The following is a 24,864-nucleotide window of genomic DNA, read 5'->3' as shown; positions in this document are numbered from 1 at the left end:
ATTCAGTATGTTTGAACGCTTATTAAGAAAAAGCTTTCTCAAATAAACAATTAATGAAGAAATAAAGATATGAGAGGATTTCGTTTTTTATGTCTGCTGTTGCTATTATTTACAACAAATGGAGTTTCCGCCCAACTGGTAGAAAAGGTGCTTCATGCTTTAGAAAGCGATAGTTTGCAGGCTCTTCGGCCAGTGAAGGCCGATTCCGATTCGGTACGGCAATTGGCCATAATGAAACAGGAATTGGAAATGGCACGGTTGAATGAAGCAAACCTTCGAATGGAAATGGAACAGTTGAAGTTGGCGAGTTTTGCTGCTGATTCGGCGAGACAGGTACAACAGCGAAAACGTATTGATTCGTTACGGGCAGTTACTTCCGGTGTACCTGTGGTCGTAGAAGGCGATACCTTGTTCTATCTTTATGCCAAGCGCGGTGGACATACTCCCCGGCAACGTGCTGAGATGGATTCTATTGCTATAACGGAGTTGGGGAGACGTTTCGGCTTACGTCCGGATTCATTACATATCGAAAGCACTGATATCGTTACAGATTTGATGTATGGTGATAAAGTTATCGTGTCTTTCATTGATCAGGATGCATTGTGGGAGAATTGTACTCGTGAACAGTTGGCGGCGAATAACCGGAAAGTCATTGTACATAAGCTCAAGGCGATGAAAGAAGAACATAGTTTCTGGCAACTGGGAAAACGTATCCTCTACTTTATTCTTGTACTTGTGGGACAATATCTTTTGTTCCGGTTCACCAATTGGTTGTTCAGGAAACTGAAAGTGCGTATACAGAAGCTGAAGGATACGAAACTGAAGCCTGTTTCCATTCAAGATTACGAACTGCTGGATACACAGAAACAGGTAAATCTTCTTGTTTTTTTTGCCAACCTCTTGCGATATGTATTCATGTTGCTTCAGTTATTGCTCACGGTTCCCCTGCTTTTCTCAATTTTTCCGCAGACCAAGAACCTCGCTTTTAAACTGTTTTCTTACATTTGGGATCCGATAAAAGGTATTTTTCTTGGAGTAGTAGACTATATCCCCAATTTGTTTACCATTTTTGTGATATGGTATGCCGTCAAATATCTGGTTCGATTGGTGCGTTATCTGGCGAACGAAGTTCAGTCTGAACGCTTGAAGATACGCGGATTTTATCCTGATTGGGCAATACCGACTTTTCACATTGTCCGCTTTTTACTTTACGCATTTATGATTGCGATGATATATCCTTACTTACCGGGGTCTAAATCGGGCGTATTCCAGGGTATATCTGTCTTTGTAGGTTTGATTGTTTCGCTTGGCTCCAGTACGGTTATCGGCAATATCATAGCGGGTTTAGTCATCACTTATATGCGGCCTTTCAAATTGGGTGACCGTATCCAGCTGAACGACACTACGGGCAACGTTATTGAGAAAACTCCGCTCGTCACCCGTATTCGTACTCCGAAGAATGAGGTAGTGACTATCCCCAACTCTTTTATCATGTCTTCCCATACCGTGAACTATAGTGCTTCTGCACGTGAATACGGTTTGATTATCCATTCCGAAGTAACCATCGGCTATGATGTTCCCTGGCGGCAAGTACATCAGTTATTGATAGATGCGGCATTGAATACCCCTGGTGTAATAGACGATCCTCGTCCTTTTGTATTGGAAACCTCTCTCAGCGACTGGTATCCTGTTTATCAGGTAAATGCCTATATCAAAGATGCCAACCGTTTGGCGCAGGTTTATTCAGATCTGCACCAGAATATTCAGGATAGATTCAATGAAGCGGGTGTAGAGATTATGTCACCCCACTACATGGCGACACGTGACGGGAGCGAGACGACAATTCCGAAAGATGATTGGCGGGAAAAGAAGTGAGCCGGACTGTTGAGGGGAGCCGGCTCTATTAAGAATATGAGTTGTGCCAATTATTTGTTTCTGGTCACCGTGTGCAACACGTTTCCTTTCTTGTCAATCATACGCAGTTCCAGGGCATTTTTATTAGCTGATACGATGGAGAAACCCGGTTGGGGACTGCAGAATACCGTTCCTTCGATTGGCTTTACTTTGCGGCTGAGTGAAGCGGAAGAGTTGGTGATATAATCAATGTTACTACCCGCTATACGAACATGCTGAAAGTTGTGAATATGTCCGCAGATATACATGTCTACTTTATGTTTACGCAAGATCGGGTCAAGACGGGTTTGCAGATCCATGCGTTCGCTTTCATCTTTTGGCGTTTCAGCATAGATGGGATGGTGTCCGGCAACGATTACCCAGTCTTCTTTTGCGGTAGTGAGTACAGAATCTATCCATACGAGCTGTTTTTCATAGTCTTGCTTACAGGCATCAGGGTAAGTTCTGTTTTCGTTCCGGTATTTATCGATCATAGGAGCGGTATCTATCCACACCACGCGGAGGGTAGTGCCTTTATCTTCAAAAGTCTTGGTGTAATAACGGGCGGGCATGGTCCAGCGGCGGCTGACATGGGTATAGTCTAATACGGCTTGTGTGTTACCGCGATACTCATGGTTGCCCAATACGGGAAACCAGTCGATCATCAGTTCGGGATGGCTGTAGATTAGTTCAAAGTTTGTCATCCAAAGCGGATCGTTTACACTGCGTACGCCTTCAAAATGATGTACATCACCGGTGGCCAGTACAAACTCAGGTCCTACTCCTTCTCCCATCACACCCATAAGTTCTGCAATTGGCTTCTGGTCGTAATAACCGTTACGCCCCAAATCGTTGGCGACATAGAAATTGAATTTCTTGTCAAAGATGGAATAATCGCTGATTTGTGCCGTTGCCAGATTACTGAGAAAGGCAACGAATAATAAGAGGAATATTTTTTTCATTGTTATTTTCATTGTTTTATTATTTAAAAGTTGATTTTTACTCCTGCATTTACTTTCACCCCGTAATATTCAGCTTGCATGGTGCGGTCTTTAGTGCCTTGATAATAACGTAAAGGCTGGTTCAACAGATTGTTTGCTTCGGCATAGAAAGTTGTCTTGATCTTCTTTCCGAATGTATAGCTTGCATTGGCGTCCATATAATTCACTTTGTCATAGTAGCGATCATAGAACGTGCTTTCGCCCATTTCGTCAATAAAGTCGGAAGCGAAGTTGTAACTCAGGCGAATATTCAAACCATTCTTCTCAAAATAGAGTGAGGCATTGGCTGTATGTTCCGGTGACCCCGGTAAGCTGAGGCCTTTCTCATTCTCACGTCCTTCGAAGTTGAAATCTTCCACGCGTGAGTGTGTATAAGTGTATGTTCCGTAGAAGCCTATGCATTTCAATGCAGGGGCAATGAAGCCGAAATCGCGTTGATAGGATAGCTCTACGCCAAGCAGATTGGCATTGCCTGCATTCTTGGGTTGTGTGAAGCGTGTATATACATTGCCCTGATACTCGTAGTTGGTACTGATTTGGTCTACGATGAAATCATCAATCTTTTTATAGAAGATACCGGCACTGACCAGACCGATACTACGGAAATAATAATCGGCGCTCAAATCGAAGTTGTAAGACATCGTCGGTTTCAATTCGGGATTGCCGATGGTAATTTCGTTGTCGGAACGTTTGATGTTTACGCTTGGTACAAGGGCTGAATATTTAGGACGTGACAACGTTTGGGTGAACGAGCCGCGCACTTTAAGGTCATCGTTTACATTCCATTTCAGCAGTAAAGAGGGTAGGAAGTTGATATAACTGTTCCGCTTGCGTTCGGTTTTCGAGGTTATATCTTCGTCGGCATCATAAGTACGTCCCGTATAAGCCAGATCTGTATTTTCAATGCGAAGTCCTGACATCCATTCTATATCGTCCGTAATTTTCAGGTCGAAACGGATATAACCCGAACTGACAGTCTCACGCGCTTCGAAGTTACCGGCAAGTTCCTCTTGTACCTGTTCCTTCTCAAAGAGTGAAGCGTTATTCAAGTCCAGCGAACCGGTATATTCCTTGCCGGCATAAATGCCTGCCTGATATTTTTTGTTGGGCATGAAGTGCTTGTTGGTCTGATTTACAGTGCTTTTCAAGCTGTTTGCCATGAAAGCGTCTTCGTCCAGCGGAGTATATTCATAAAAATCCACTTCTTTATCTTTTGTTTTGCGTACCACCTTTGCTCCGAATTTCAATTTGTTTCCGTTCTTGAAAGGAAGTTTGAAGTTGGCAGAGAATTTCAGGTCTTGTTCCTTAATATCTTCCTGTTGCTCGGTCAACTCCTTTAAACTGAACTTGTCATTCAGGATCATGGTAGAACCTTCTTGAGGAGTGGCATACGGTTGGCGTTCATCATTCAAGTCGACGTTAAAGTTTTGCTTTTTCAGTTGGAAGTCGATGTAACGTTCGTTGGGGCGCTCTTCACTGGCTTTGGCATAACTGGCGTGCCAGTCCATAGAAAGAGAGCCAAACAGGTGCTCTCCACCGAGAGCGAAGTCCATGGTGCGTTGACGTTCCAAACGGGCGTTACGGTTGTCCGGCGTACCGGCCTTGGTCTGTATACGTACGGTTGCTTTTCCGTCAGCACTAAGGTCTTTCAAGGTAGTACGGTAACGGTTTTCCCAGTCGTTACGGTTGTTGAAGATACCTTTGAAAGTTAACTTGTGATTGGCATTGATATCCCAATCCAAGGCAGCCGAATAACTTTGGCGTTCGCGAGTGACGTAATATTGGCGGATTTGGTAGTCATTGACGAAAACTTTTCCGTTGTCATCCTGTTCCCACATGAATTCCGTATCATAGGAACCCGAAGGTGAATTCTGGTAGGATGCGGAAAGTATCAAACCCAATTTACCGTTGAAGAAGCGGTCTCCGTAGGTGAACCCCAGGTTTAGCTGTGCCTTCTCGCTTATCCAATTGTATCCGGTTCCGGCAGTGGCGGTGATAGTACGTTTGTAAGGTGAATTTTTGGTTACCAAATTAATAGATCCGCCGATAGCGTCGGCATCCATATCCGGGGTCACTACCTTATTGACTTCAATGGTTTGTATCATATCGGCAGGTATCAGGTCGAGCTGTACATTACGTGTGTCACCTTCGGCAGAAGGAACACGATTTCCGTTGATGGTGACCGAACTGAGATCGGCGCTCGTACCGCGTACTTGTCCGAAGCGTGCTTCTCCTTGGTCGTATTGCACGTTGATACCGGAGATACGTTTCAATGCATCGCCGATATTGGAGTCGGGGAATTTTCCTACCTGGTCGGCAGAAACGATGTTGGTGATACCGAGGTTGTTTTTCTGTGAGTTGATAGCTCGTCTCTGGCCTTGGAATGCACCGCCAACAACGACCTCTTGAAGTTCGACCCCCTCATTCAGTACCACGTCTTTCTCTAAAGTACGTCCGGCGGGAATAGTGATTTTAAGTTCTACAGGTGAATATCCCACATAACTCACCTTTATGGTATAAGTTCCCGGGTCAAGGTTAGAGAAAGTGTAGAACCCGTTGACGTCGCTTGTCACACCTGTGCGTAGTTTCTCGATGTAGATAGAGGCACCCGGGAGGGTTTGTTTGGCAGCATCAATGATACGGCCACGTACCGTACCTTGTTTCACGATATTTGCTTTTTCATCAGCCATGGTAACATTGCCGGCTATGGCGAAAAGAAGTAAAAATAAGAATGCTCTTACAATCTGTTTCATACTTGTTATTGTCTGTTAATATTCTGCCGCAAAAGTAGAGGGATGCCGTTACGTGCAATTTACGGAAGATTGAAGAACAAGTAACAATTCGGTTACAATCCGGTTACGGGGAATAGGGGTATAATTATATTGAGTCTACCTCAGTGGTATACTCAGAAATCTCAGCCGTATACAGAGATATGCCGATTTTAATGGATTTGTTTACAGGAGATTAGCAGTTTCCTTTCATCGGCAAGAGTGGTAGCGAACAGATAGAGTTCTCCACCTTCTGCCAACTTCAGACGTTTACGTAGTTCGGCAACGCTGGCGGGGAAATTGCGTACAGTAAGATTGGATTTCTTTTCTGTACCTAACAGTTCCTTGACTTCCTTTTTGTTAAGGCTGCCGCTCTTGATTATCCGGAATTTCCGGCCGGGGAAGTCCGGTATATAGTTGTCGGAAGTGTAAAGATGGCTGTTGGGATGTAGTTTCTCTACCTTATATATAGAAGAGATACTCCGATAAGCGCCCGCTTTCAGAATAGAAACATTCGGCTCATAAAGATAGGTTTTGAGAGTGGAGGTGTATCGGGCCGGTAGCTCTTTTTCTTCCCGGCGGTTGAATATCAATGATTGTACTCCCTGTTGATAGTTGAGATTGATACAGTGAATGGGGATATTCTCAATGGGAACTTCTGCTTCTGCCTCTTTAGACGGAGATATCCCCACTTTTTCTACGTGCCCCAGTACAAGTAATAGCTCTTTACACTCGTTGTTCAAGGAAACGACATGAACTTGTTGCACATGTTTCAGGTCATGTAGCGCCAATGTTAAATCCAGCATCGGTGATAGTTTTACCAGTACATGTCGTGCTTTTTCAAGTAATAACTTTTCCAGGGCGGCAATATTCGGTTCACAGTCACTGATGGCCACCGTCTTCCCTCCGTGACTGTCTCTGCGGGCAGGGTCAATGAATATCCAATCTACAGGAGCCATCTGCTGTAAATGCCGGATACCGTCTTCATGAGAAACGGTGATATGGTTTAAGCCGAGTAGCGGAAAGTTATGCGAAGCGATTTCACATAATATTTCTTGTTGTTCCACGTAGGTTACTTTTTTGAAGCAGGAAGACAGAAAAGCACAATCTATACCGAAACCACCGGTGAGGTCGGTAAGACTATCCCAAGGAGATATATCTTCTTTTTGGGAAAAGGTACGGATAACTTCTGTTTTGTAGCGGGCTGTGGCTTCTGAAGAACATTGTTCCATGGAGAGATGAGGTGGATACAATAACATTTCATGAGTTGCCCATGTGGGTATTTTGTCTCGTGAAACTTTCCATCCAGTTATCTGCGTCAGTGCATTGGGCATATCCACCATCGGATATCTATGCGCCAATAGAGCAAGAGCACGTACGTCCTCGTTGCGATGTTCGCGAATAAAGTGTAGAGTCTCTTCTGATAAGTTCATAGGCTTTTTACAATAGTTTCTCTAACCACATTTTTACTTGTTCTGCATCAGGATGGATCGCTATGATACACCCTTCCCGGTCTACAAGAAAGGTTCGTCCTCCTCCGTTACCTATACCGTATTCTTCCCATATTTTGTTGCTGTCATTCAGTTCCAGCAGATTGAGCCACGGGTATTTATCTCTGTTTATACAGTTGGTCATATCCGAAAGTTTACGTTCACGTGCAACACCTACCACAGTGAAACCTTTGTCTTTATAGGCCTCGTATATTGGGATCATACTGATGGAAAGGCGCCGACACGGCCCGCACCATGATGCCCAGAGATCTATCAGTGCCACTTTCCCTTTGATTTCCTCGGATAAGGTGTGAAGTTTACCCTCTGCATCGGGAATTGTGAAATCAATAAACCGGCTACCTACTTGTATTTGTTGGGAGATAATCCAATGTTTCATATAGTTACTCATTGGATTATCGGTGAATTTACCATCATATAAGGCGTTGTATATCTCTTTGATGGTATTTATACCTTCGGGTTCCAAGTCAATTGCAACTTGGCTCATTAGTAAGAAAAGACCGGGTAACGTAACGTTTCTACGAATGTATTCATTTTGGAAATCTTTCATTTCCCGGTACATTTTTTGCATTTTCTTTTCAAAGACCTGATACTCCTCAGTATAAACTTTCCCTTTTTCTTTCAATGTCTGTATCTGCTTGTCCAGCTCTTTTAGTTTATTCTCTTTGTCTGCCTGTTCTGTTTTATACAAAGTTTCCATTTGTCGGTACAAGATTTTCATTTCGGGAGTCATCACTTTATCTGCCTTTTCCAATTGTTCGCGTTCTTGACGGATGCTGTTTGTGAAACGTTCTTTTATCTCTTGTCTAAAACGTAATAATTCTTTGTTTAGTGGGGTTTCAGTATGTATCTCGGATATTTCTTTCAATGGACGAATAGTTATTCTTATCATACCTTCTTCAGCGAAGAAACTGACCGGAGACCAAGCGCCATTCAAGTGGGCACTCCAAGGATAGAGCTCATAGGGTTCGTTAAGGTCTGTGTATAGATCGTACGAAAATTTCCCGTCGATGACAGGAATAGATATCCATTCGTTGACTCGTGGATCGCTATTGTAGCGCATTAGCATTATTCGGCTGTATGCTGGGTGGTTAATGACTGTTCCTTCTATCCGACAATGTATTTTTGAACTTTTTGTTTTTGTGGAAAGACGGATGTCATTAACGGTAAATCCTGTATTATTATCGGGTGTTTCATAAAAGTCTACGTATTCATCTTTAGGATCAACCGGTTCAAATTGCATACTGAATGAACGGGTATAAGTATCGGGCATATACTCTTTTCGGTCTGTTTGTATACCAGTGGTACGTATCAGTCGATAATTCTTATTCGTGTTTTTTCCTTTTAGTATGGATGATGAGGCTATTTTAACCCAATAATTGGGACGGTTGTATAGATTGCCATATAAGATAACGGCTGTATCTGATACTTCTGCCCGATAGATTTCCAACGATTCGGTGGTACGTACTCCACTGACGGGATAGTCAATAACTTTATTCTGTGCATTAATAATCCATGCTCCCATAGTTATCATTCCGAGAAAGAAAAGTAGTTTTTTCATGACTTTGTTGTGTTTTGATTGGATTATTGGCAACAAAGTTACTTTAATAATCCAGATAAACAAATGGTACAAAGGAAGAGTTTTGCTATCTTTTGAACACGAAATCAGGGTATTACTTGATATTTCTCTCTGGCAGTCTGTCGGCTATACCGATTGAAATGCCACCACTCACTTGGCAACGGACGAAAACCGGCTTTCTTCATCACTTGGCGTAATAACAAACGGTTATTGCGTTCTTGGACGGTAATCTTACCACTTTTCACCAGTTGTTCTTCATGGGTGATATGGGCTTCTTTGCCAAAATAGTCTACAGGGGTTCCCATAGATAGAGGATTTCCTTTTTCATCGAGGATACTGAGGTCTACGGCAAGGCCGTAATTGTGCAGACCACCACCATGAGCGGGATTGGATACATAGATATATTGTGCAGTACCTTTCACGATATTCCACATGGTTTGCTGAATGGACATGGGGCGTGCCGCATCGTATACGATGAGAGTATAGGCGGGGTGTAATTCTTTTAAAAACTGTTGTGCCTTTATCAAGCTTTCCATTGCTTCGGGATGGAGATAGGCTTCACGTAAATCTTTGTATAAGAGTTGACCAGTAAAGTTGTCGGTACGAGAGTACATCAATTCGATGGCGATGGTACTATCCGCCTCGGCTATATTAATGAAACCTAATGAGTCCAGATAATGTGCCATGCAACTTTTGGCGGGAAGCGGTGGCTTCTCTTTCTCTTCCTTTGCTAGAAAAACGGTAATAGATTGTTCATTGGTCCGGCAGTTCCCAGTAGAGTTTTCTTGCGCGGGATATTGTTGCTGACGGCATCCACGGCATCCGGATAAAAAGAATAAAATATAAAAGAAGAGAATATATTTCATTGATTTGTCCTATTTCAGTTGATATTGTTGGGACAAAGGTAATTGAAATATGTAAAATTGATTAAACCTTTTGCTTATATTCTTGTCATATAAATTACAAAACCATAAAGAAACACACAACACACTCACATAATGAAAAACATAATTGTTGGGCTATTACTTTTTTTATTTGTACCAGGAACTATCTTGGCACAAAAACGTATCATTACAGTTTCAGGGCAGGTTGTAGAGCAGGAAACTAAAGAAACTATAGAGGCTGCCACTGTACAATTATTAGCGTTGTCAGATAGTTCGCAGGTTGCGGGTATTGTAACTCGTGCGCAGGGACGTTTTGTCTTACCTCGTGTCAAAGCCGGTAATTATCTATTAAAAGTATCTTTTGTGGGATATACCACATTCTTTCAGCCTGTAACCTTATCTGAAAAGAAAACGTCGAGAGATCTTGGTGTGATAGAACTATCGGCAGATGGTATATTACTGGATGAAGCGGTTATTACAGCTGAGGCTCCTCCGATAGTTATCAATGAAGATACCACAGAGTATAACGCTTCCGCTTATAGGGTAGCGGCAGGTTCGATGCTTGATGAACTGATAAAACAGTTACCCGGTGCTGAGATTGATGAAGATGGGAAGATAACATTGAATGGTGAAGAAATCAAGAAAATAATGGTAAATGGTAAAGAGTTTTTTGGTAATGATACGGATATGTCACTGAAAAACCTACCTGCTGATGCTGTACAGAAATTAAAAGCCTATAAGGAAAAGAGTGATAACGAACGGTTAACCGGTATTAAAGATGGTAATGAAACACCGGTATTGGATCTTACCTTGAAGAAGAACAGCGGATGGATGGGAAATTTGAGTGGTGGATATGGAACGGAAGACCGTTATGAGGGGAATATAAATGTAAATCATTTCACGGATGATATCAATCTTTCATTTGTAGGGGCGGCTAATAATACCAATCGTCAAAGTAGTGGTCAACGTACTCATCAAAGTGCAGGTATTACTTATGCTCGTAAGAGTGAGAAATTAGATATAAGAAGTAATGTACGCTACCGTCATAATGTGAATGATGTGATTACGGAAACTTCTTCTGAAACTTTTTTGGGTGATGAATCAACTTTCTCCAACAGAGCCTCAAATAGACAAAATGGCAGTCATGGCCTGAATGGAAATGCGCGAGTGGAATGGAAGATAGATAGTTTGAATACTTTGAATACTCGTATAAACTTTGATTATAGTAAAGGTAGTTCATGGAATGAAAGTAGGAATAAACGACTCAATAATGATAAGGAAGATATTAATGAAACAGTTTCTGCAGGTAGTGGGGATACAAATAATCATGGAATAGAAGGTGCAATAGCTTATTATCATAGATTTCGGAAACCGGGGCGTAATTTTCATGTCTCACTCAATTTTGATTATAGTGAAAACAGTCGGGATAATTTCAATAAATCTTATTCCCAGTTTTTTATGCAAGACAGTATTTCGGATATTGAGCGAAATACGAAAGGTGAGGGTCATAATCTAAGTTGGAATATTTCTGCCAGATATATTGAGCCTCTCTCCAAACATTATAGAATTAGTGTCGGTTATACTTTTTCTAATCGACATGGGTTATCGCAGTCGTTGGTGTATGATAGTATCAATTATGCAGATCGTATGAACTATGGATATAATGACAATCTAAGTTCTCGCGTAGAAAACCACTATGGCAATCAGCGGTTTAATCTTTCCTTACAGGGCGACCATACGCAATGGCAGGGTGAACGTAAAGGTTTAAATTACAATATAGGTATTGCTTTAAATCCGCGTTTTACTGAAAGTGTGACTACTATCGGGCCAAATACGAATAAAGATTTACCACGGCAGAATGTTATAAACTGGTCTCCTTCCGTATCGTTGGATTATTATTTTTCACGTCGTGAACGTTTTACCTTTCGATATAGCGGACAGAGTTCTGCGCCTAACATGGAGGATCTTCAAGAAGTTATAGATGTTACTGATCCGATGAATTTACGTTATGGAAACCCGAATCTGAAATCTTCGTTTTCGAATACGGTTAGTGCTAATTATAACCGATATTCAGTTACTACTATGAGAAGTTTCCGGGTAGGAGTAGGATTTAACAATACTATGAATTCAGTTGGTAATCGCATGACTTATGATACCAGAACCGGTGCGCGTACTTATCATAAGGTCAATATCAATGGTAATTGGAGTTCGAATATGAACATCTCTTTTGATACTCCGTTCAAGAATAAGAAGTTTACAATCAGTACAGGGGCTAATGCCAGATATAGCGATCAGGTCAGTTATACGTCTGTAAATAAAAAAAGTACAGATGCGGAACTGAGTACTACGCACAACTTTTCTGCTACAACTCGTCTACGGGGAGCATATCGCAGTAACAAATCCGATATTGCTTTAAACGCTTCATTCCGTTACAATAACGTACAGAATAATAAACAAAAGAACAGTAATCGTGAAACATTTGATTATACACTGGGGGGAAATACGAATATTCGCCTTCCATGGGATATAGAGTTTTCTACAGATATGCATTGGCGGATACGTGAAGGATATAGTGGTGATGCGAATAGAGATGAATTCTTATGGAATATGCAGCTCTCAAAACGTTTTATGAAACGGAAACAAGCTATGGTGCGTGTTAAAGTGTATGATATTTTGCGTCAACAGAACAACCAGAGCCGTTCAGTGAGTGGCACGAGTATCACTGATACAACTACCAATATGCTTACTAGCTATTGTATTGTCCATTTTGTCTATCGTTTTAATACATTGGCCGGTAGCCGTGGCGGTGGCGGCAGGGGAGAAGGCAGGAGAAGAATGCACAATGTTGACGAATATTAGTTCTTTTCTTTGCGAGTTATTAATAGAAGAATAATAATTGTCGGAGTGATTACTTTTAAAATATTTGTCACGTAAACCTCGCTCAGAGAAGTCGGAGACACAGTGAGGGTATACAAATAGATTTGTCTTGAATTAGAGGTAAAAAGAACGGGAATGACAAGGTTGTACTTGGAGAGTGTATAAGAGGTTCTATTCTGTTAAGAATGAGCCTCTTAATTTCTAACCATCACTCTTCCGATTTTTTATAAAATTTGCTTGGGCTTACATTATAATATTTTTTGAATACCTCACGAAAGTACTTTGCATCCGAAAACCCGACAATATCAGCAATCTCCGCTATTGTATGTTCGCCTTGCTTTAGTAATTGTGCAGCATGTTGCAAACGTATCATCCGGATATAGTCAGCCGGAGCATAACCGGTCAGTGCCTTTAATTTATTGAAGAAACTTGTACGGCTCATATAATGTTGACTACTGAGTATCTCCACATTAAAGTCCGAGTCTCCCATGTTCTTTTCTATACATTCCTTAACGGAAGCTATAAATTTCCAGTCCATGGTGTTAGTACAATTCACTGGAAGATTTTGTTTTTTATCTTCGATACTGTTATAAACCTGACGGAGCAAAGCGCGATTTGCAAGTATATTCTTAATCATTGCTTTGAGTATTCCCACACTGAAAGGTTTGATGATGTAGGCGTCCGCCCCGATTTCCAGCCCTTCCAACATGTTTTTCTCATCTCCCAGTGCAGTTAGCAAAATGACTGGAATATGGGATATTTCAAGATTTCCCTTTATAGCTGAGCAAAGTTCATCTCCGCTCATCTCGGGCATCATTATATCGGATATGACGAGATCGGGATTGAATTCTCGTATTATAACAAGTGCGTCTTTTCCATTCGGACAGGACTGAATATTATAATCCGTACTAAGCATATCCATAAGATAACTACGTAAATCATCATTATCTTCCACTATCAGGATACGTTGTGAAGGACTGTTTATCTGGAATGTTTCCGTAGACGAACCGGAATTTTGAGTCGGTATGATAGCTTCCGGATGTTCATCTGGTGTCTTGGGAGAGATAAATTTTGCTTTATGGAGGTGCCTGTTTCCTTTCGGGAAAGTGATCCGTACACAGGTACCTTGATGTTCGGTACTTTGAATCTGAATCTTACCTTTATGTAACTTGACCAGTTTATATACCAGCATTAATCCGATTCCACTGCCTGTCACTTTTAGATTGATGACATTACTACCCCGAAAACAGTTTTTAAATAATTTCTTTTGTTCACGCGAAGGAATACCGATTCCGGTATCTTTTACCTCGATACTCCAGGTATTTCCTTCCTCACAGGCATAAATGCATACACTGCCACCTTCAGATGTATACTTTAATGCATTTGATAAGATATTTTTTAGAATAGATCCCATCTTGTCACTGTCAAACCACACATTCAGATAGTCAAAATTGCTTTCGTAGACAAACCTTACACGTTTCATTTCTGCATATTTACGGAAAACGGCGTAAATATTATTCATATAAGAATTCAGTTCATACTCGGAAATGTAAAGAGTGGAAGAGTAGACATCTATCCGTTCGAAATTTATCAGGTTGGTCGTCAGCTGAAGTAATGTATTCACATTTTTAAGAGCCATATTCATATGCGGTAATGCTTGTTCCATCACCATGTGGTTTTCTACAATCTCTTCCAGTGGAGCCTTTATCAATGTAAGTGGTGTGCGTATGTCGTGAGCTGTGTTAATGAAGAACCGTGTTTTCTCATCCGAAACTTTCTTCTGTTTGTGCAACATGATGATACGGAATATAATAACCAGAATCAGAACCAGTAAGATTGCATATCCTACCATAGCCCATACACTGGCCCATATCGGAGGTGTTATGATAATCTGGATGTTTCTTGTTTCATAGGTTTTGTATTGTTCCTCATTGGATACTGTACGAATTCGTAATGTATAACTGCCTGGAGGTAGATTTCTTACAATAATCCGGTTGTCCAGGCTTGGACGACTCCATTCTTTATGAAAACCGTCAATTTTCCATGAATAAAGAATATTGGAAGGATAATCATAATTAATGGAAATTACATCAAGAGAAAAAGTGTTTTGTCTGTAGGTCAGTTCTAATCGGTCAGTCTCATTAATGTCTTTCTTTAGGGGAGATCCGTCATCACCCGGATAAATGGGGTGATAAGCTATCATAAAATCGCGCAGTAACAGACGTGAATAATAGGGTTCCGGTATCTGTATGTCTGTCGGGAACTTGACAGCACCGTCATTACCGCCAAAAATGAGCGTACTTTTGTTACATGCTGTGGCAGAGCCTGCATTAAAATTGACACTCATCAATCCTTGCTCTCGTGTCCAGTTACGGAAAGAGTGTTTCTTTGTTGAATATATGGTAATACCGTTCTCCGTACCCATAAGTAGACTTTCGTCCTGACGTGGAAGAATTGCATAAATATTATCGGAAATCAATGCACAGTTGTCTGTAAGGTACTGATGGATAAACTCATTATTATTAATGTCGTAAACTAGAAGGCCGGATCCGCGTGTACCAATATACAAGATACTGTCATCTCTTTGATACAATGCACATATATAGGGAGATTCGATAGGTAGGTCAACATATTGATAAACACCGGATTTCTTATCAAGTTGGTAGAGCCCCATTCTTGTACCGATCCACATCTGCCGGGCATCCTTTTCCTGAATGGTAGTGATAGAATTTACTCCCGGATATAAGCGCACGCTTTTGGTCTTAAGATTGATACGCTTCAAATGGTAATACCCACCGGACCATATATCACCGTTCGAATCTTTTTTAATGTCATAAATATATTGATCAGGACGTACTCCTGCAATAGCAGCCGGAGAAAGATAACTTATCTTAAATTCTTTCTTCTTTTCTATCTTGTAAATACCTGACGTAAAGCCGCCGGCCCATATCACACCGGGAGTGACTTCACACAGTGCTAAGAAGATGTGATTTTCATCATCTAATGCCGGGTCAAAAGAACTGAAGAAAGAACGCCACTCTTTTGTAGTAGGTTGATAAAGACTGATACCGTTACTGGTCGCAAACCAGAGATCACCATCACTGTCCTCTATCACGTCATGAACCTGATTGTTCACCAATGAATGGTTATTACCGAGAGAATGTCTGATTAGGTCGTAACTCCTATAGCGGTTGTTACGGATGGTAATGCCTGTAGGATAATTGGCAAGCCAGATGCGCTGTTCTTCATCCACATAAATATCATTGATATTGTTCCCGTTCATACCGTTATAACTACTATAATCGGCTGTTATGTAGGGGGTACTCATGCGGGTATTTATGTCTAGTTTATATACTCCTTTTCCACCTGTGGCTACCAGAAGCTCATGAGCGTTCAAAGCAACGATTTGATTGATCTCTACATTATTGGGTGATTGGCAGGAACTGATTTTTGCTGTTCTGCCTATGTCATATACGAGTATTCCCTCTTTATAGTTTCCCACAAACAGTTGTTTTGAAACGGCATGATAATAGAGTTTATGCACTGGGGTATCGATATTTTCCACCGCCTTATCTGAAACCAGTTTCCACCCTTTATCTTCTATCCTGGCTCGGAACAGACCACTTCCCGTACCGATAAAGAAATGCTCATCGTCTGTCTGTTCAATGGCCGTTATTTCATCATTAACAGGCGTTGGTATATGCAGAGCTGTTCCAGTACGAGTATTATACCATGTAATACTATCTTTACAACATAACCAAATACGACCATTCTTGTCTAAATAACCGTAATTAAGGAATGCCTGTGACTTATTTCTGATCAGTCTCGGATGTACGTAAACCAGTTCGAACTTATCATGTTGCGAATCATATTTGAAAACACGACCTTTTTGACCGATTACCCATAATACATTCCCCTTGTCCATATAAAGCCAGTGTAGGGCAATTCGTGAATCTAACTTCATACTATCGTCTGAAAAATTGTAATGCTTGATATGTTTTCCATCATAGCGATCTATCCCCTCTTGAGTTAGAAACCACATATATCCCCGTTGATCTTTCTGGATATGATATATTTTCTGATTATTCAGACCGTCTTCCAGCCCTATGTACTTATAAATCTGCCCCTTACTTACAGTACCGTTAATGAAAAAGATTGCAAAAAGTAAAAGTCGTCTAATATTCAAAAGTGTTTTCATATAATATTCAAAAAATACATTTGCAAAATTATAAAATATTAGTTAAAATACCATCGGGTAAATTAATAATCATATATCAAAACAATAAAATTGAATCAATAAAAAGTGGACGATATCTTGTTGTATCAAACATTTTTGATTTGGATTGTTCCAATTATGAGTTCTATTTAATAGATTATGGGTACAGCAAATTTAACAAAAAGTATACATTCTGGAATAATGTTCATGATTTCTAACGGTTTCTTTATGCTTACCGAATAAAGAGATAAAGATCGATTAGAGGGTACACACTTACCCTGCTGCATTAACCTTTTTGTTCGTGCTTCACGCTCTTTGTTAAATCATTTAGGGTTACGAATAGGCTTGTTGATATACGTTTCATTCTTCTGTTAAGAGTAAATCTAAGCCTTACGGTGAAATAGTCATTTGTCTTTCTTTGTACTTCTACTACTTCTGGGTTGATTGTCGGCATATTACATATTGTTTAATTGGTGAAACAACTGTTCTTTCTTAAGGCTAATGTAATCAAGCAACAGACCCTTAATTGGAGGTATCTATGAACTAAAAAAGCTATATTCTGTTAAGAATGAGATTTTTAGCTTGTGGATCAGTCTGGGCTTGAACCAGGGATCTTCTGATTATGAGTCTGTTGTTCTAACCAACTGAGCTACCTCGTTATCAACACGTTAATTATCTCTGTGTAAGTTCTAAGGTCAACAATAGGTCAACACTGAACTTGCCTTACAAATTTACTAAAAATCTTATTCACAATGAAACATTCTCCATTGTGATTTGCTTTGGACAAGAATAATCACTAATTTTGTGTTATTCTAAAACAGGGAGTTATGTCAAGAGATGTGGTAAAACAAGAACTATTGGCGAAACTGAAGCAAGAACACTGCTTTTGGTCGTACAATGAAAACTCAATCAAGGATATTCCAGATGATATGCTGATTGAGAAAACCTTGTTACATCTTGATTTGGAGGAAATAAACCAACTGTTTCTAATTTACCCTTTCAAGAAAATCAAGCAGGTGTGGCTGGATTATCTTGTTCCCCAAGCGGAATATCTCTACACGTTGAATCGTTTCTTTGCATGGTATTATTTCAAAGCAAAGAAACCAGATGCTTATATAAAGTCTATGGCTACCCGCCACCTTAATAAAATGTTTGCATGAAAGGTTTAGCTCCACACACGCTGCAAGTTTTTGAAGCCGTTTCTAAGTTGGACTGCATCAAACCCTATCTCTTGGTAGGTGGCACAGCTTTGTCATTGCAAATGGGAACTCGGCAAAGTGAGGACTTGGACTTTATGAAATGGCGTACCTCTAAAACAGAGAAAATGGAAGTAGTATGGTATCAGATAGAGAAAGAGTTCGCTGCAATAGGTGATATTCAGCATAAGGACATTTTAGATATAGACCATGTGGAATATTTAGTGTCTGGAGTAAAGTTCTCTTTTTATGCCTGTTAAATATTCTCCTGTCAGTATGCCTGTGGAATATCTGAATAATCTCAGATTGGCAGATGTAAAGTCTATTGGAGCTATGAAGATGGAGGTAATGCTACGCAGGAGTAATTTTCGCGATTATTATGATATTTATTCCATCTTAAAGTCTGGTGTACCTATCAACGATTTGGTATCTTTAGCCCTTACCTACTCTGGACATAAGTTGAAATCCAAGAATCTGTTAGCTATGCTCACCAACGGCTCTCGTTTTACAAGAGATTCCCATTTTGAGCAACTTGCACCGATTTATGCTGTTACTGCTCAAGAAATAGAAGATTATATAAAGTTTTGTTTATTATAAACTGCTGCAACATTCTTACGAATGGGGTTATATATAGAAGTATTCCTTAGAATTGTAGTAGCTATATAAAAGAGAAACAGCATAAGAGTTCCCTCAAATACTGCTTCCTTTATATTGTTATTCGTTCATGTAATCTACTATCTGCCTAAACACGTCACCTGCCATCAATCCACCACTTGCAGGTAGCCCATCTTTATGAATAGAAACAATGATAGAATATTGGGGAGCATAGGCAGGAAAGTAACCGCAGAATTCTACAATATAGCTTCCATCTTCAAGTTGTACTGTTCCTGTTTTACCTGCAACTTGTTGTTTATCAGATTTGGCAGGTTGCCCTAACCCGTCTTTAACAGTATACAATAATGCTTGTTTCAAGCTGTCAATATTAGCTTGGCTTGCTATCTGCGGATTGATAACTGTTGTACTGTTTTCATAAAGTTGTGGGTGTATCATCTTTCCACTATTAGCAATAGCATTATAAAAGGTTAGCGTTTGTATAGGAGTAATAGTCTGATTATATCCAATGCAGAACCATGCAAAGGCTGTATCGCTCCAAGCGCTATCTTTAGGAGTAACAAAGTATGCAGATTTCAGATTAGTTATTCCTGTGATGCTGTCTGGTTTACCATAACTCATATTATTCAACTGATTGAAGTATGCTTGTGCATCATCTCCAAATGCTTTCTTCATTGTTTTATAAACAGCAATGTTTGAACTTGAAGCTAAACCTTGCTTGATAGAGACTTCACCATATCCACCTCTATGCCAATTATGGTCTATCAGTTTCCTGTTATGTACAGGGTAGATTCCATTATCCACATCTACAGTATCAGATAGTTTTACCTTTCCTGTTTCCAATGCTGCCAATATGGATATGGGGTGCGTCAATGCTGATTCGTGTGCTTGAGAGAAGTTTTCGCAAGATTGGTAGTTAGCACTATCTTTCTTTTCAAGTCCGACCATAGTCTTTATATGTCCTGTCTGAACATCCATAATGATAGCTTGCCCGGATAAGGCATTAGGCTCAATTAGCTTGCTCTCTAAGATAGAAGTAGTTTTGACTTGTAAAGTGCTATCTATGCAGTTCCTATTCAATTCCGTAGAATGATTGGAAGTACTAAAACATGATGCCATGCACGAAGTTATTGCCAAGGCTGCAAATAGTTTTTAAAATTTCATATATTTTATAATTTTCGGTTACAACTTGTCGAATAAGTCCTTGATAAACATATAATAAGCGTTATTCCAAAATGTCACAGAACATTGTGTTTTGTCAATCCAAGGAACTGTAATTTGAGGTATCTTATCATTTGAAACTTTTGATAAGTCCATTATAAACTTATTATATAGTTGGCTTGTGGATTCACACAATGTTTGGAAGATGTAACTGTTTTCTTTACAATAGTTTTCACCTTTTGTTACCATTGTTTGAAGCATACGCAGTTGTTCGTTAAGATGTTCTATATCGTCAAGTACAATTCTTACTTGGCTATCATATAGCACATAATTAGTTTCTGCTGTTATTGATTTGCTTTTTAATATTTCATTTTGTTGTTTTGCTTTATATATATCTCTTGTGATGCCATTTTCAGTAAGCTGTATAATTTTATATTTAGGTTCTTGTATAGGACATGGTTCTTTAGAGTAATGGAATTTAACATCTATGTCGCCTTGTGTAGGATTGGTGGTTCTTTCTACATCTATAGTATATATATTGTATGTTATGTTTCTATCGGGTATTCCATTAAAGCCACGTTTGATTGTAGGAACCTCAAGGATGTTGGAAATAATTAAAGTTGTTCCGATAAGATTACTCAAAGCCTCATATTCTGTCATTGTTGAATTTACATATTGAGTTATTTGTCCTGTGGTATGAATTAGTTCGTGCGTATTACGGTCTTTAACAGAAGCCGTCATGAGACCAAATCCTATTTTTATGGGATAACATCGTGTTGAACGTGTTTTGTAATAGTGGCAGTAAATATGTAATTGAGGAATATCATTCCATTTTCGACCAAAAAATTTAAAGCATTTACTATCAATAGTGTTAGGAAATTCTATTCTGTCTCCAATATTAAACGTTCTATCTTGAAACCATTTACGTCTAACAGGGTTGGAAGATACTTTATCAAGAGCTTCTTTACCTTCTAAGACATCAATATAAGTTAATCCATTATCTATTATTTCATCTATCCAAGGTTTGGGTTCAAAGCAAAACAATCCTGTATCGGGGACATATTTAGTCAATTGGTAGGTGGTTTTCATAAGCAATTTCTTTTTATTTCATCTAAATCAGATTGTACCATAGATAATATGGCTGGAAGATAAATTTCTTTACCATGAACAGTGAGGTGAACCGATTTTGCGACTTGCGGCATTGAATTGGCTTTCTTTATAAACAATTCCAAATCCTGTTCCACTATTTGATAAAGCTGACTTCCACGAGGCGATAGAACAAGTTTGTCAAACTTTCTGTATTCTCTCTTTAAAGCATCCCAATTACTTATTAGATTACCCAAGTCCTTATATAAAGAACGTTCATTGAAGTAAGAAAATAGTCCCATAGTTATTACCTCTTTATGTATAGTTGAACAGTCCACACATCAGTATCGCCAATGTATTTTTTCTTACCAATCGTAATATTGATATTTGTGTAATTCTTATGAATATAATGTCCATTACCTACTTCTCTAAATTCTTCATTTAAACAAGAAGTAAGTCCATCCCAAGCATAAGGGTCTGGTGTTTCCATTATATAAACAATAAACAGTTCATCCTTTTGGAGAGTATCAAAGACTATTTGTATTATATCCATATACGGTTTGGCTATTTGTATAACTGTATATTTATCGTTCTCTTGCATAGAATATCCAGAATATCTGTTTAGAGCATTATTCTTGTATTCGTTTATAAAAGAACTTTGGTCTTTTAAGGCTTTATCAAAATAGCTCCAGCTATTTAATTCATGAAAATTGATATTATACTGCATAATTATAATTGTTATGCCCACCTGCTCCCTTTGTGAGCCATAAATAAAAAAGGTGTGGAAGCTATATATGTTTTACCAACCCTATTCTTTGGCTTCTCGCATCGCCTTGGCATGGATTAGATAAAACAATAGCCCCACACCAATTTTGACAATGTCTAAAGCCTTATAAAATAAGGTAGGTACATATCAAATGTATGGGTGCTATTGCTACCATCTTCACAGCGTTACAAATTTTGCGAGAATTTGACTTTAGAAGATAATTTCAATAACACCTTTCGTTAAATATGTCCTTCCAACTTTCTGACGTATCAGTTCGTCGGAATTGATACAAAGATAATGAAAGATTTTGTAAGTTCTTTAGATGTCACGAATAGACTGGTGGATAACTTTTTCACCTTTCTATCCAACGTAAATCGTATCTTTACGTTATATGTTCCATCACTTCTTTGCTTGTCCTGTTAGACTTCTGTTTTAATCGTCAACATTTTAACCTACTTATTGGGGGGCAACAATAGGTCAACAACGAAGCAAAACAGCCTGTTTCTTGTCAGTATTTCAAAAAATCAAAGAGGAAAAGTCCTAATAAAAAAAGCCCCATAAACACTTGTTTATGAGGCAATTCTTTGTGGACCAGCCTGGGCTTGAACCAGGGACCTCCAGATTATGAGTCTGTTGCTCTAACCAACTGAGCTACAAGTCCGGTGTATCCATCTCTCGGATAGCGGGGGCAAAAGTAGTATTTTCTACTGAAATATGCAAGTGTTTCTGATAAAAATACGGATGACCTTCTATTTTAGAATTTATAAGTACGTTTAGGGTTCTTAGGAAACCAGCCTTTTTTCACCCGATCTTCTTGCTCGAAGATTTCCTTTATCGTCCAAAAAGAAGAAAAAGCAAATACTCCCAAGAGCGAAGCTATCAGGATATTTTCAGTACAAAGTGATGCAATTATACCACCTATACCCAATAATAGGAAAATCCACCAGCATTTAGTACCCCAATAATATTCGGCTTTTACGACTATTGGGTGAAACAGCCCGATAATAAGAAAGGTACAAATGCCAATGACAAGTCCCGAAAGGTGATAATCGTTTAAGAAGCTCATCTTTTTATCTTTTACTTTTCGGGACAAATAGGAATTTCTTTCTTGATGCTCTGTTCCAGTGAAATTAATGTTTCAGTGGCTGTGACACCGGGAATTTCCTGCATTTTGTTGTTCAGCAAATCCATTAAATGTTCGTTGTCGCGGGCATATACTTTAGTCAACATGGTATATGGACCGGTAGTGAAATGACATTCCACAATTTCAGGGATTTTTTGCATTTCGGCAACAACCGCTTTATACATGGAACCTTTTTCCAATTTAATTCCTACATAAGTACATGTCCTATAACCCAAAGACTTGGGGTTTACATGATAGCCGGAGCCAACGATGACACCCAGGTCAATCAGACGCTGTACACGTTGGTGGATGGCAGCGCGTGATACGCCACATTCAGCAGCTACATCCTTAAAAGGAATACGGGCATTTTGAGAAATGATTTCCAAGATTTGCCGGTCGAGATTGTCTATTTTTTCCATAATAGTAAATAAAGTAAAATTCTTGTTGTTATCAAATAGTAAGCAAATATAGGACTTTATTTTAATTTATCTATAAAAAGGAGGGGAAAAAAGGATAAAGTATCAAAGATTGAGTATAAAGTAATAGGGTGGTAAAGTATCATCACCTTACCACCCTATTATTTTATTACTCTATTATTTTCGCTTACTTTTCAATATCCAGTAATTCTATTTCGAATATCAGAGTAGAGAAAGGCTTGATTTGACCGCCGGTTTCTCTTGATCCGTATGCCAGGTCATAAGGGATATAAAGTTCCCATTTAGAACCGACAGGCATCATGGTAAGAGCTTCAGTCCAACCCTTGATAACTTGGTTGGCACGGAAAGTGGCAGGTTCTTTACGTTTGTATGAACTATCGAATTCAGTACCGTCAATCAAAGTACCTTTGTAGTTTACTTTCACCTTGCAGGTATCAGCAGGGATGGCACCTGTACCTTTAGTGATGATTTTGTATTGCAAACCGCTTTCGGTAGTTACAACGCCTTCTTTAGTCTTATTGTCGGCAAGGAATTTTTCACCGGCAGCCTTGTTGTCGGCATATTTCTTTTCAGTAGCTTTTTCTTTGATGGCATCCATCTGAGTCTGCATGAACTGTTGAGCTTCTTCCTTGGTCATGATACCTTTACCGATAACTCCGGCAACAAAACCTGCCAACAGGTTCTCGCGGCTGATAGTCTGTGTGGAGTCACCACCGAAAATTTGCTGATTGAAACCTTCAACCCATTGTTTGCTAACCATCTGGCCTATTTGCAGACCTGTCATGTAAGCTACGTCTTTTTTGTCAATCTTAGTGGCTCCTTCATTGAAACCTTTGATGAATTCTGCCATTTGAGTAGAATCGACGCCTTGTTGTGCCAGGTATTGGTCCAAACCTTCGGTGCGGGCCATGCCGATAGCATAAGATAATGAGTCAACGTCTGTTTTCAAGTCAGCTTTCGGACTTTGTGCAGTACAAGATGCCAAACCGGCAACTACTGCGATAGCCATGATAAATGTTACTTTCTTCATTTTGCTTTAAAATTATTTATTTAATACTTTAAGTAGTTCTACTTCAAATATAAGTGTACTGTGAGGAGGGATCATTTCACCTGCTCCTTGTGCTCCGTAAGCCAGTTCGCTGGGGATATAAAGCTTCCATTTGGCACCTTCGGGCATCAGTTGCAAGGCTTCTACCCATCCCGGAATAACTTGGTTAACACCGAATGTGGCAGGCTGTCCGCGCTTGATAGAGCTATCAAACAGAGTTCCGTCGATAAGCGTACCTTCATAGTGGCATTGTACCTGGTCGGTAGCTTTGGCATAGGTACCTACATTACCTTCATTGATCACTTCGTACTGAAGTCCACTCGGCAGGGTGACGACACCCGGACGTTTCTTGTTTTCTTCAAGGAACTTTTGGCCTGCTTCAATATTGGCGGCATTCATTTTCTGTTCCAGTTCACTGAAGTATTTGTTTACTATATCACGGGCTTCCGTATGGCTGATAGCCGTCTGATTTCCCTCCAATACGTCTTTGATTGCTTGTGCAAAGTCATCTACTGCGATGCCTTTAGCACCCATGCTTAAAAGATTTTGACCTATTCCCAGGCCGATAGCATAACTGAATTTATCCATTTTTACTTAATTAAGAGTCGCAAAAGTAACCTTTTTATTTGAATGATAGGACTTTTCGTCATTTAATTTTTCTTATTTAAGTATCAACTATGTCTATCTTTTGTATTTTTGTAAGAAACAA

General features: G+C 39.6%; 17 protein-coding genes, 1 tRNA gene and 2 pseudogenes. 4 read left to right on the top strand and 16 right to left on the bottom strand.

Translation table 11 applies throughout. The features are described 5' to 3' along the window. Positions 1 to 69 precede the first annotated feature (69 nt). Entirely contained in the window at positions 70 to 1,875 is a 1,806-nt protein-coding gene (locus tag DXC10_RS01280; RefSeq protein WP_101541938.1) for a mechanosensitive ion channel family protein, read from the top strand. Positions 1,876 to 1,925: 50 nt separating this feature from the next. Here DXC10_RS01280 and DXC10_RS01275 read toward each other — a convergent pair whose 3' ends face one another. The 5 genes from DXC10_RS01275 to DXC10_RS01255 form a co-directional block, all read right to left on the bottom strand. Then, positions 1,926 to 2,855, bottom strand: a complete 930-nt coding sequence (locus DXC10_RS01275; RefSeq protein WP_180949158.1) for a metallophosphoesterase — start codon at positions 2,853 to 2,855, stop codon at positions 1,926 to 1,928. 23 nt (positions 2,856 to 2,878) lie between these two features. After that, positions 2,879 to 5,647 carry a TonB-dependent receptor gene (locus DXC10_RS01270; protein ID WP_117737209.1) on the bottom strand — a complete coding sequence of 923 codons (2,769 nt, stop codon included), beginning with the start codon at positions 5,645 to 5,647 and terminating at the stop codon, positions 2,879 to 2,881. Positions 5,648 to 5,835: 188 nt separating this feature from the next. Continuing rightward, positions 5,836 to 7,095, bottom strand: a complete 1,260-nt coding sequence (locus DXC10_RS01265) for an SAM-dependent methyltransferase (RefSeq protein ID WP_117737208.1) — start codon at positions 7,093 to 7,095, stop codon at positions 5,836 to 5,838. Between the two features lie 7 nt (positions 7,096 to 7,102). After that, entirely contained in the window at positions 7,103 to 8,731 is a 1,629-nt protein-coding gene (locus DXC10_RS01260; RefSeq protein ID WP_117737207.1) for a redoxin family protein, read from the bottom strand. 104 nt (positions 8,732 to 8,835) lie between these two features. Beyond that, positions 8,836 to 9,615, bottom strand: a complete 780-nt coding sequence (locus DXC10_RS01255; RefSeq protein ID WP_101541934.1) for a M15 family metallopeptidase — start codon at positions 9,613 to 9,615, stop codon at positions 8,836 to 8,838. A gap of 132 nt (positions 9,616 to 9,747) precedes the next feature. Between DXC10_RS01255 and DXC10_RS01250 the strand changes: the two genes are divergently transcribed. Continuing rightward, complete coding sequence (locus DXC10_RS01250; protein WP_101541933.1) at positions 9,748 to 12,492, top strand: TonB-dependent receptor; 2,745 nt, start codon at positions 9,748 to 9,750, stop codon at positions 12,490 to 12,492. 226 nt (positions 12,493 to 12,718) lie between these two features. Here the strand turns inward: DXC10_RS01250 and DXC10_RS01245 are convergent, their stop codons facing one another. After that, the gene (locus tag DXC10_RS01245) at positions 12,719 to 16,708 is read right to left on the bottom strand and encodes a two-component regulator propeller domain-containing protein (RefSeq protein WP_117737206.1); all 3,990 of its coding nucleotides are present in this window, start codon (positions 16,706 to 16,708) and stop codon (positions 12,719 to 12,721) included. Positions 16,709 to 17,553: 845 nt separating this feature from the next. On the opposite strand from DXC10_RS01245, the gene DXC10_RS01240 reads away from it, so the two are divergent. Together DXC10_RS01240 and DXC10_RS01235 are read left to right on the top strand one after the other, a co-directional pair. After that, positions 17,554 to 17,886, top strand: a complete 333-nt coding sequence (locus DXC10_RS01240; protein WP_009017956.1) for a hypothetical protein — start codon at positions 17,554 to 17,556, stop codon at positions 17,884 to 17,886. Continuing rightward, positions 17,883 to 18,519 (top strand): annotated as a pseudogene (locus tag DXC10_RS01235) (nucleotidyl transferase AbiEii/AbiGii toxin family protein). The gene DXC10_RS01240 and the pseudogene DXC10_RS01235 overlap by 4 nt, the downstream one beginning before the upstream one ends. A gap of 117 nt (positions 18,520 to 18,636) precedes the next feature. On the opposite strand, the gene DXC10_RS01230 reads toward DXC10_RS01235, so the two are convergent. From DXC10_RS01230 to DXC10_RS01190, 10 genes and pseudogenes are all read right to left on the bottom strand, one after another. Beyond that, positions 18,637 to 19,653, bottom strand: coding sequence for a penicillin-binding transpeptidase domain-containing protein (locus DXC10_RS01230; RefSeq protein WP_117737205.1), 1,017 nt, complete (start codon positions 19,651 to 19,653; stop codon positions 18,637 to 18,639). 63 nt (positions 19,654 to 19,716) lie between these two features. Beyond that, entirely contained in the window at positions 19,717 to 20,784 is a 1,068-nt protein-coding gene (locus DXC10_RS01225) for a hypothetical protein (RefSeq protein WP_117737204.1), read from the bottom strand. Further along, positions 20,781 to 21,083, bottom strand: a complete 303-nt coding sequence (locus tag DXC10_RS01220; RefSeq protein WP_117737203.1) for a hypothetical protein — start codon at positions 21,081 to 21,083, stop codon at positions 20,781 to 20,783. Before DXC10_RS01220 ends, DXC10_RS01225 begins: the two co-directional genes overlap by 4 nt. A 5-nt stretch (positions 21,084 to 21,088) precedes the next feature. Further along, positions 21,089 to 21,508, bottom strand: coding sequence for a hypothetical protein (locus DXC10_RS01215; protein WP_117737202.1), 420 nt, complete (start codon positions 21,506 to 21,508; stop codon positions 21,089 to 21,091). 341 nt (positions 21,509 to 21,849) lie between these two features. Next, positions 21,850 to 21,993: pseudogene (locus DXC10_RS16255) on the bottom strand (hypothetical protein); the annotation flags it as partial. A 141-nt stretch (positions 21,994 to 22,134) separates the two neighbouring features. After that, positions 22,135 to 22,208 (bottom strand) — tRNA-Ile (locus tag DXC10_RS01210). A gap of 93 nt (positions 22,209 to 22,301) precedes the next feature. Then, positions 22,302 to 22,613, bottom strand: a complete 312-nt coding sequence (locus tag DXC10_RS01205; protein WP_101541922.1) for a DUF4491 family protein — start codon at positions 22,611 to 22,613, stop codon at positions 22,302 to 22,304. Positions 22,614 to 22,624: 11 nt separating this feature from the next. Beyond that, positions 22,625 to 23,089, bottom strand: a complete 465-nt coding sequence (locus DXC10_RS01200; RefSeq protein WP_004291634.1) for an Lrp/AsnC family transcriptional regulator — start codon at positions 23,087 to 23,089, stop codon at positions 22,625 to 22,627. Positions 23,090 to 23,273: 184 nt separating this feature from the next. Continuing rightward, on the bottom strand, positions 23,274 to 24,137 hold the full coding sequence (locus DXC10_RS01195) for an FKBP-type peptidyl-prolyl cis-trans isomerase (protein WP_101541921.1): 864 nt from the start codon (positions 24,135 to 24,137) through the stop codon (positions 23,274 to 23,276). A 12-nt stretch (positions 24,138 to 24,149) separates the two neighbouring features. Continuing rightward, entirely contained in the window at positions 24,150 to 24,743 is a 594-nt protein-coding gene (locus DXC10_RS01190) for an FKBP-type peptidyl-prolyl cis-trans isomerase (RefSeq protein ID WP_101541920.1), read from the bottom strand. Positions 24,744 to 24,864: the final 121 nt, after the last annotated feature.

Origin of the sequence: Bacteroides sp. OM08-11, from assembly GCF_003438665.1 — a bacterium.
GTDB lineage: Bacteria > Bacteroidota > Bacteroidia > Bacteroidales > Bacteroidaceae > Bacteroides > Bacteroides cutis.
Note: the sequence above shows the minus strand (reverse complement) of the source record. Positions and strands in the feature narration are given on the sequence as shown.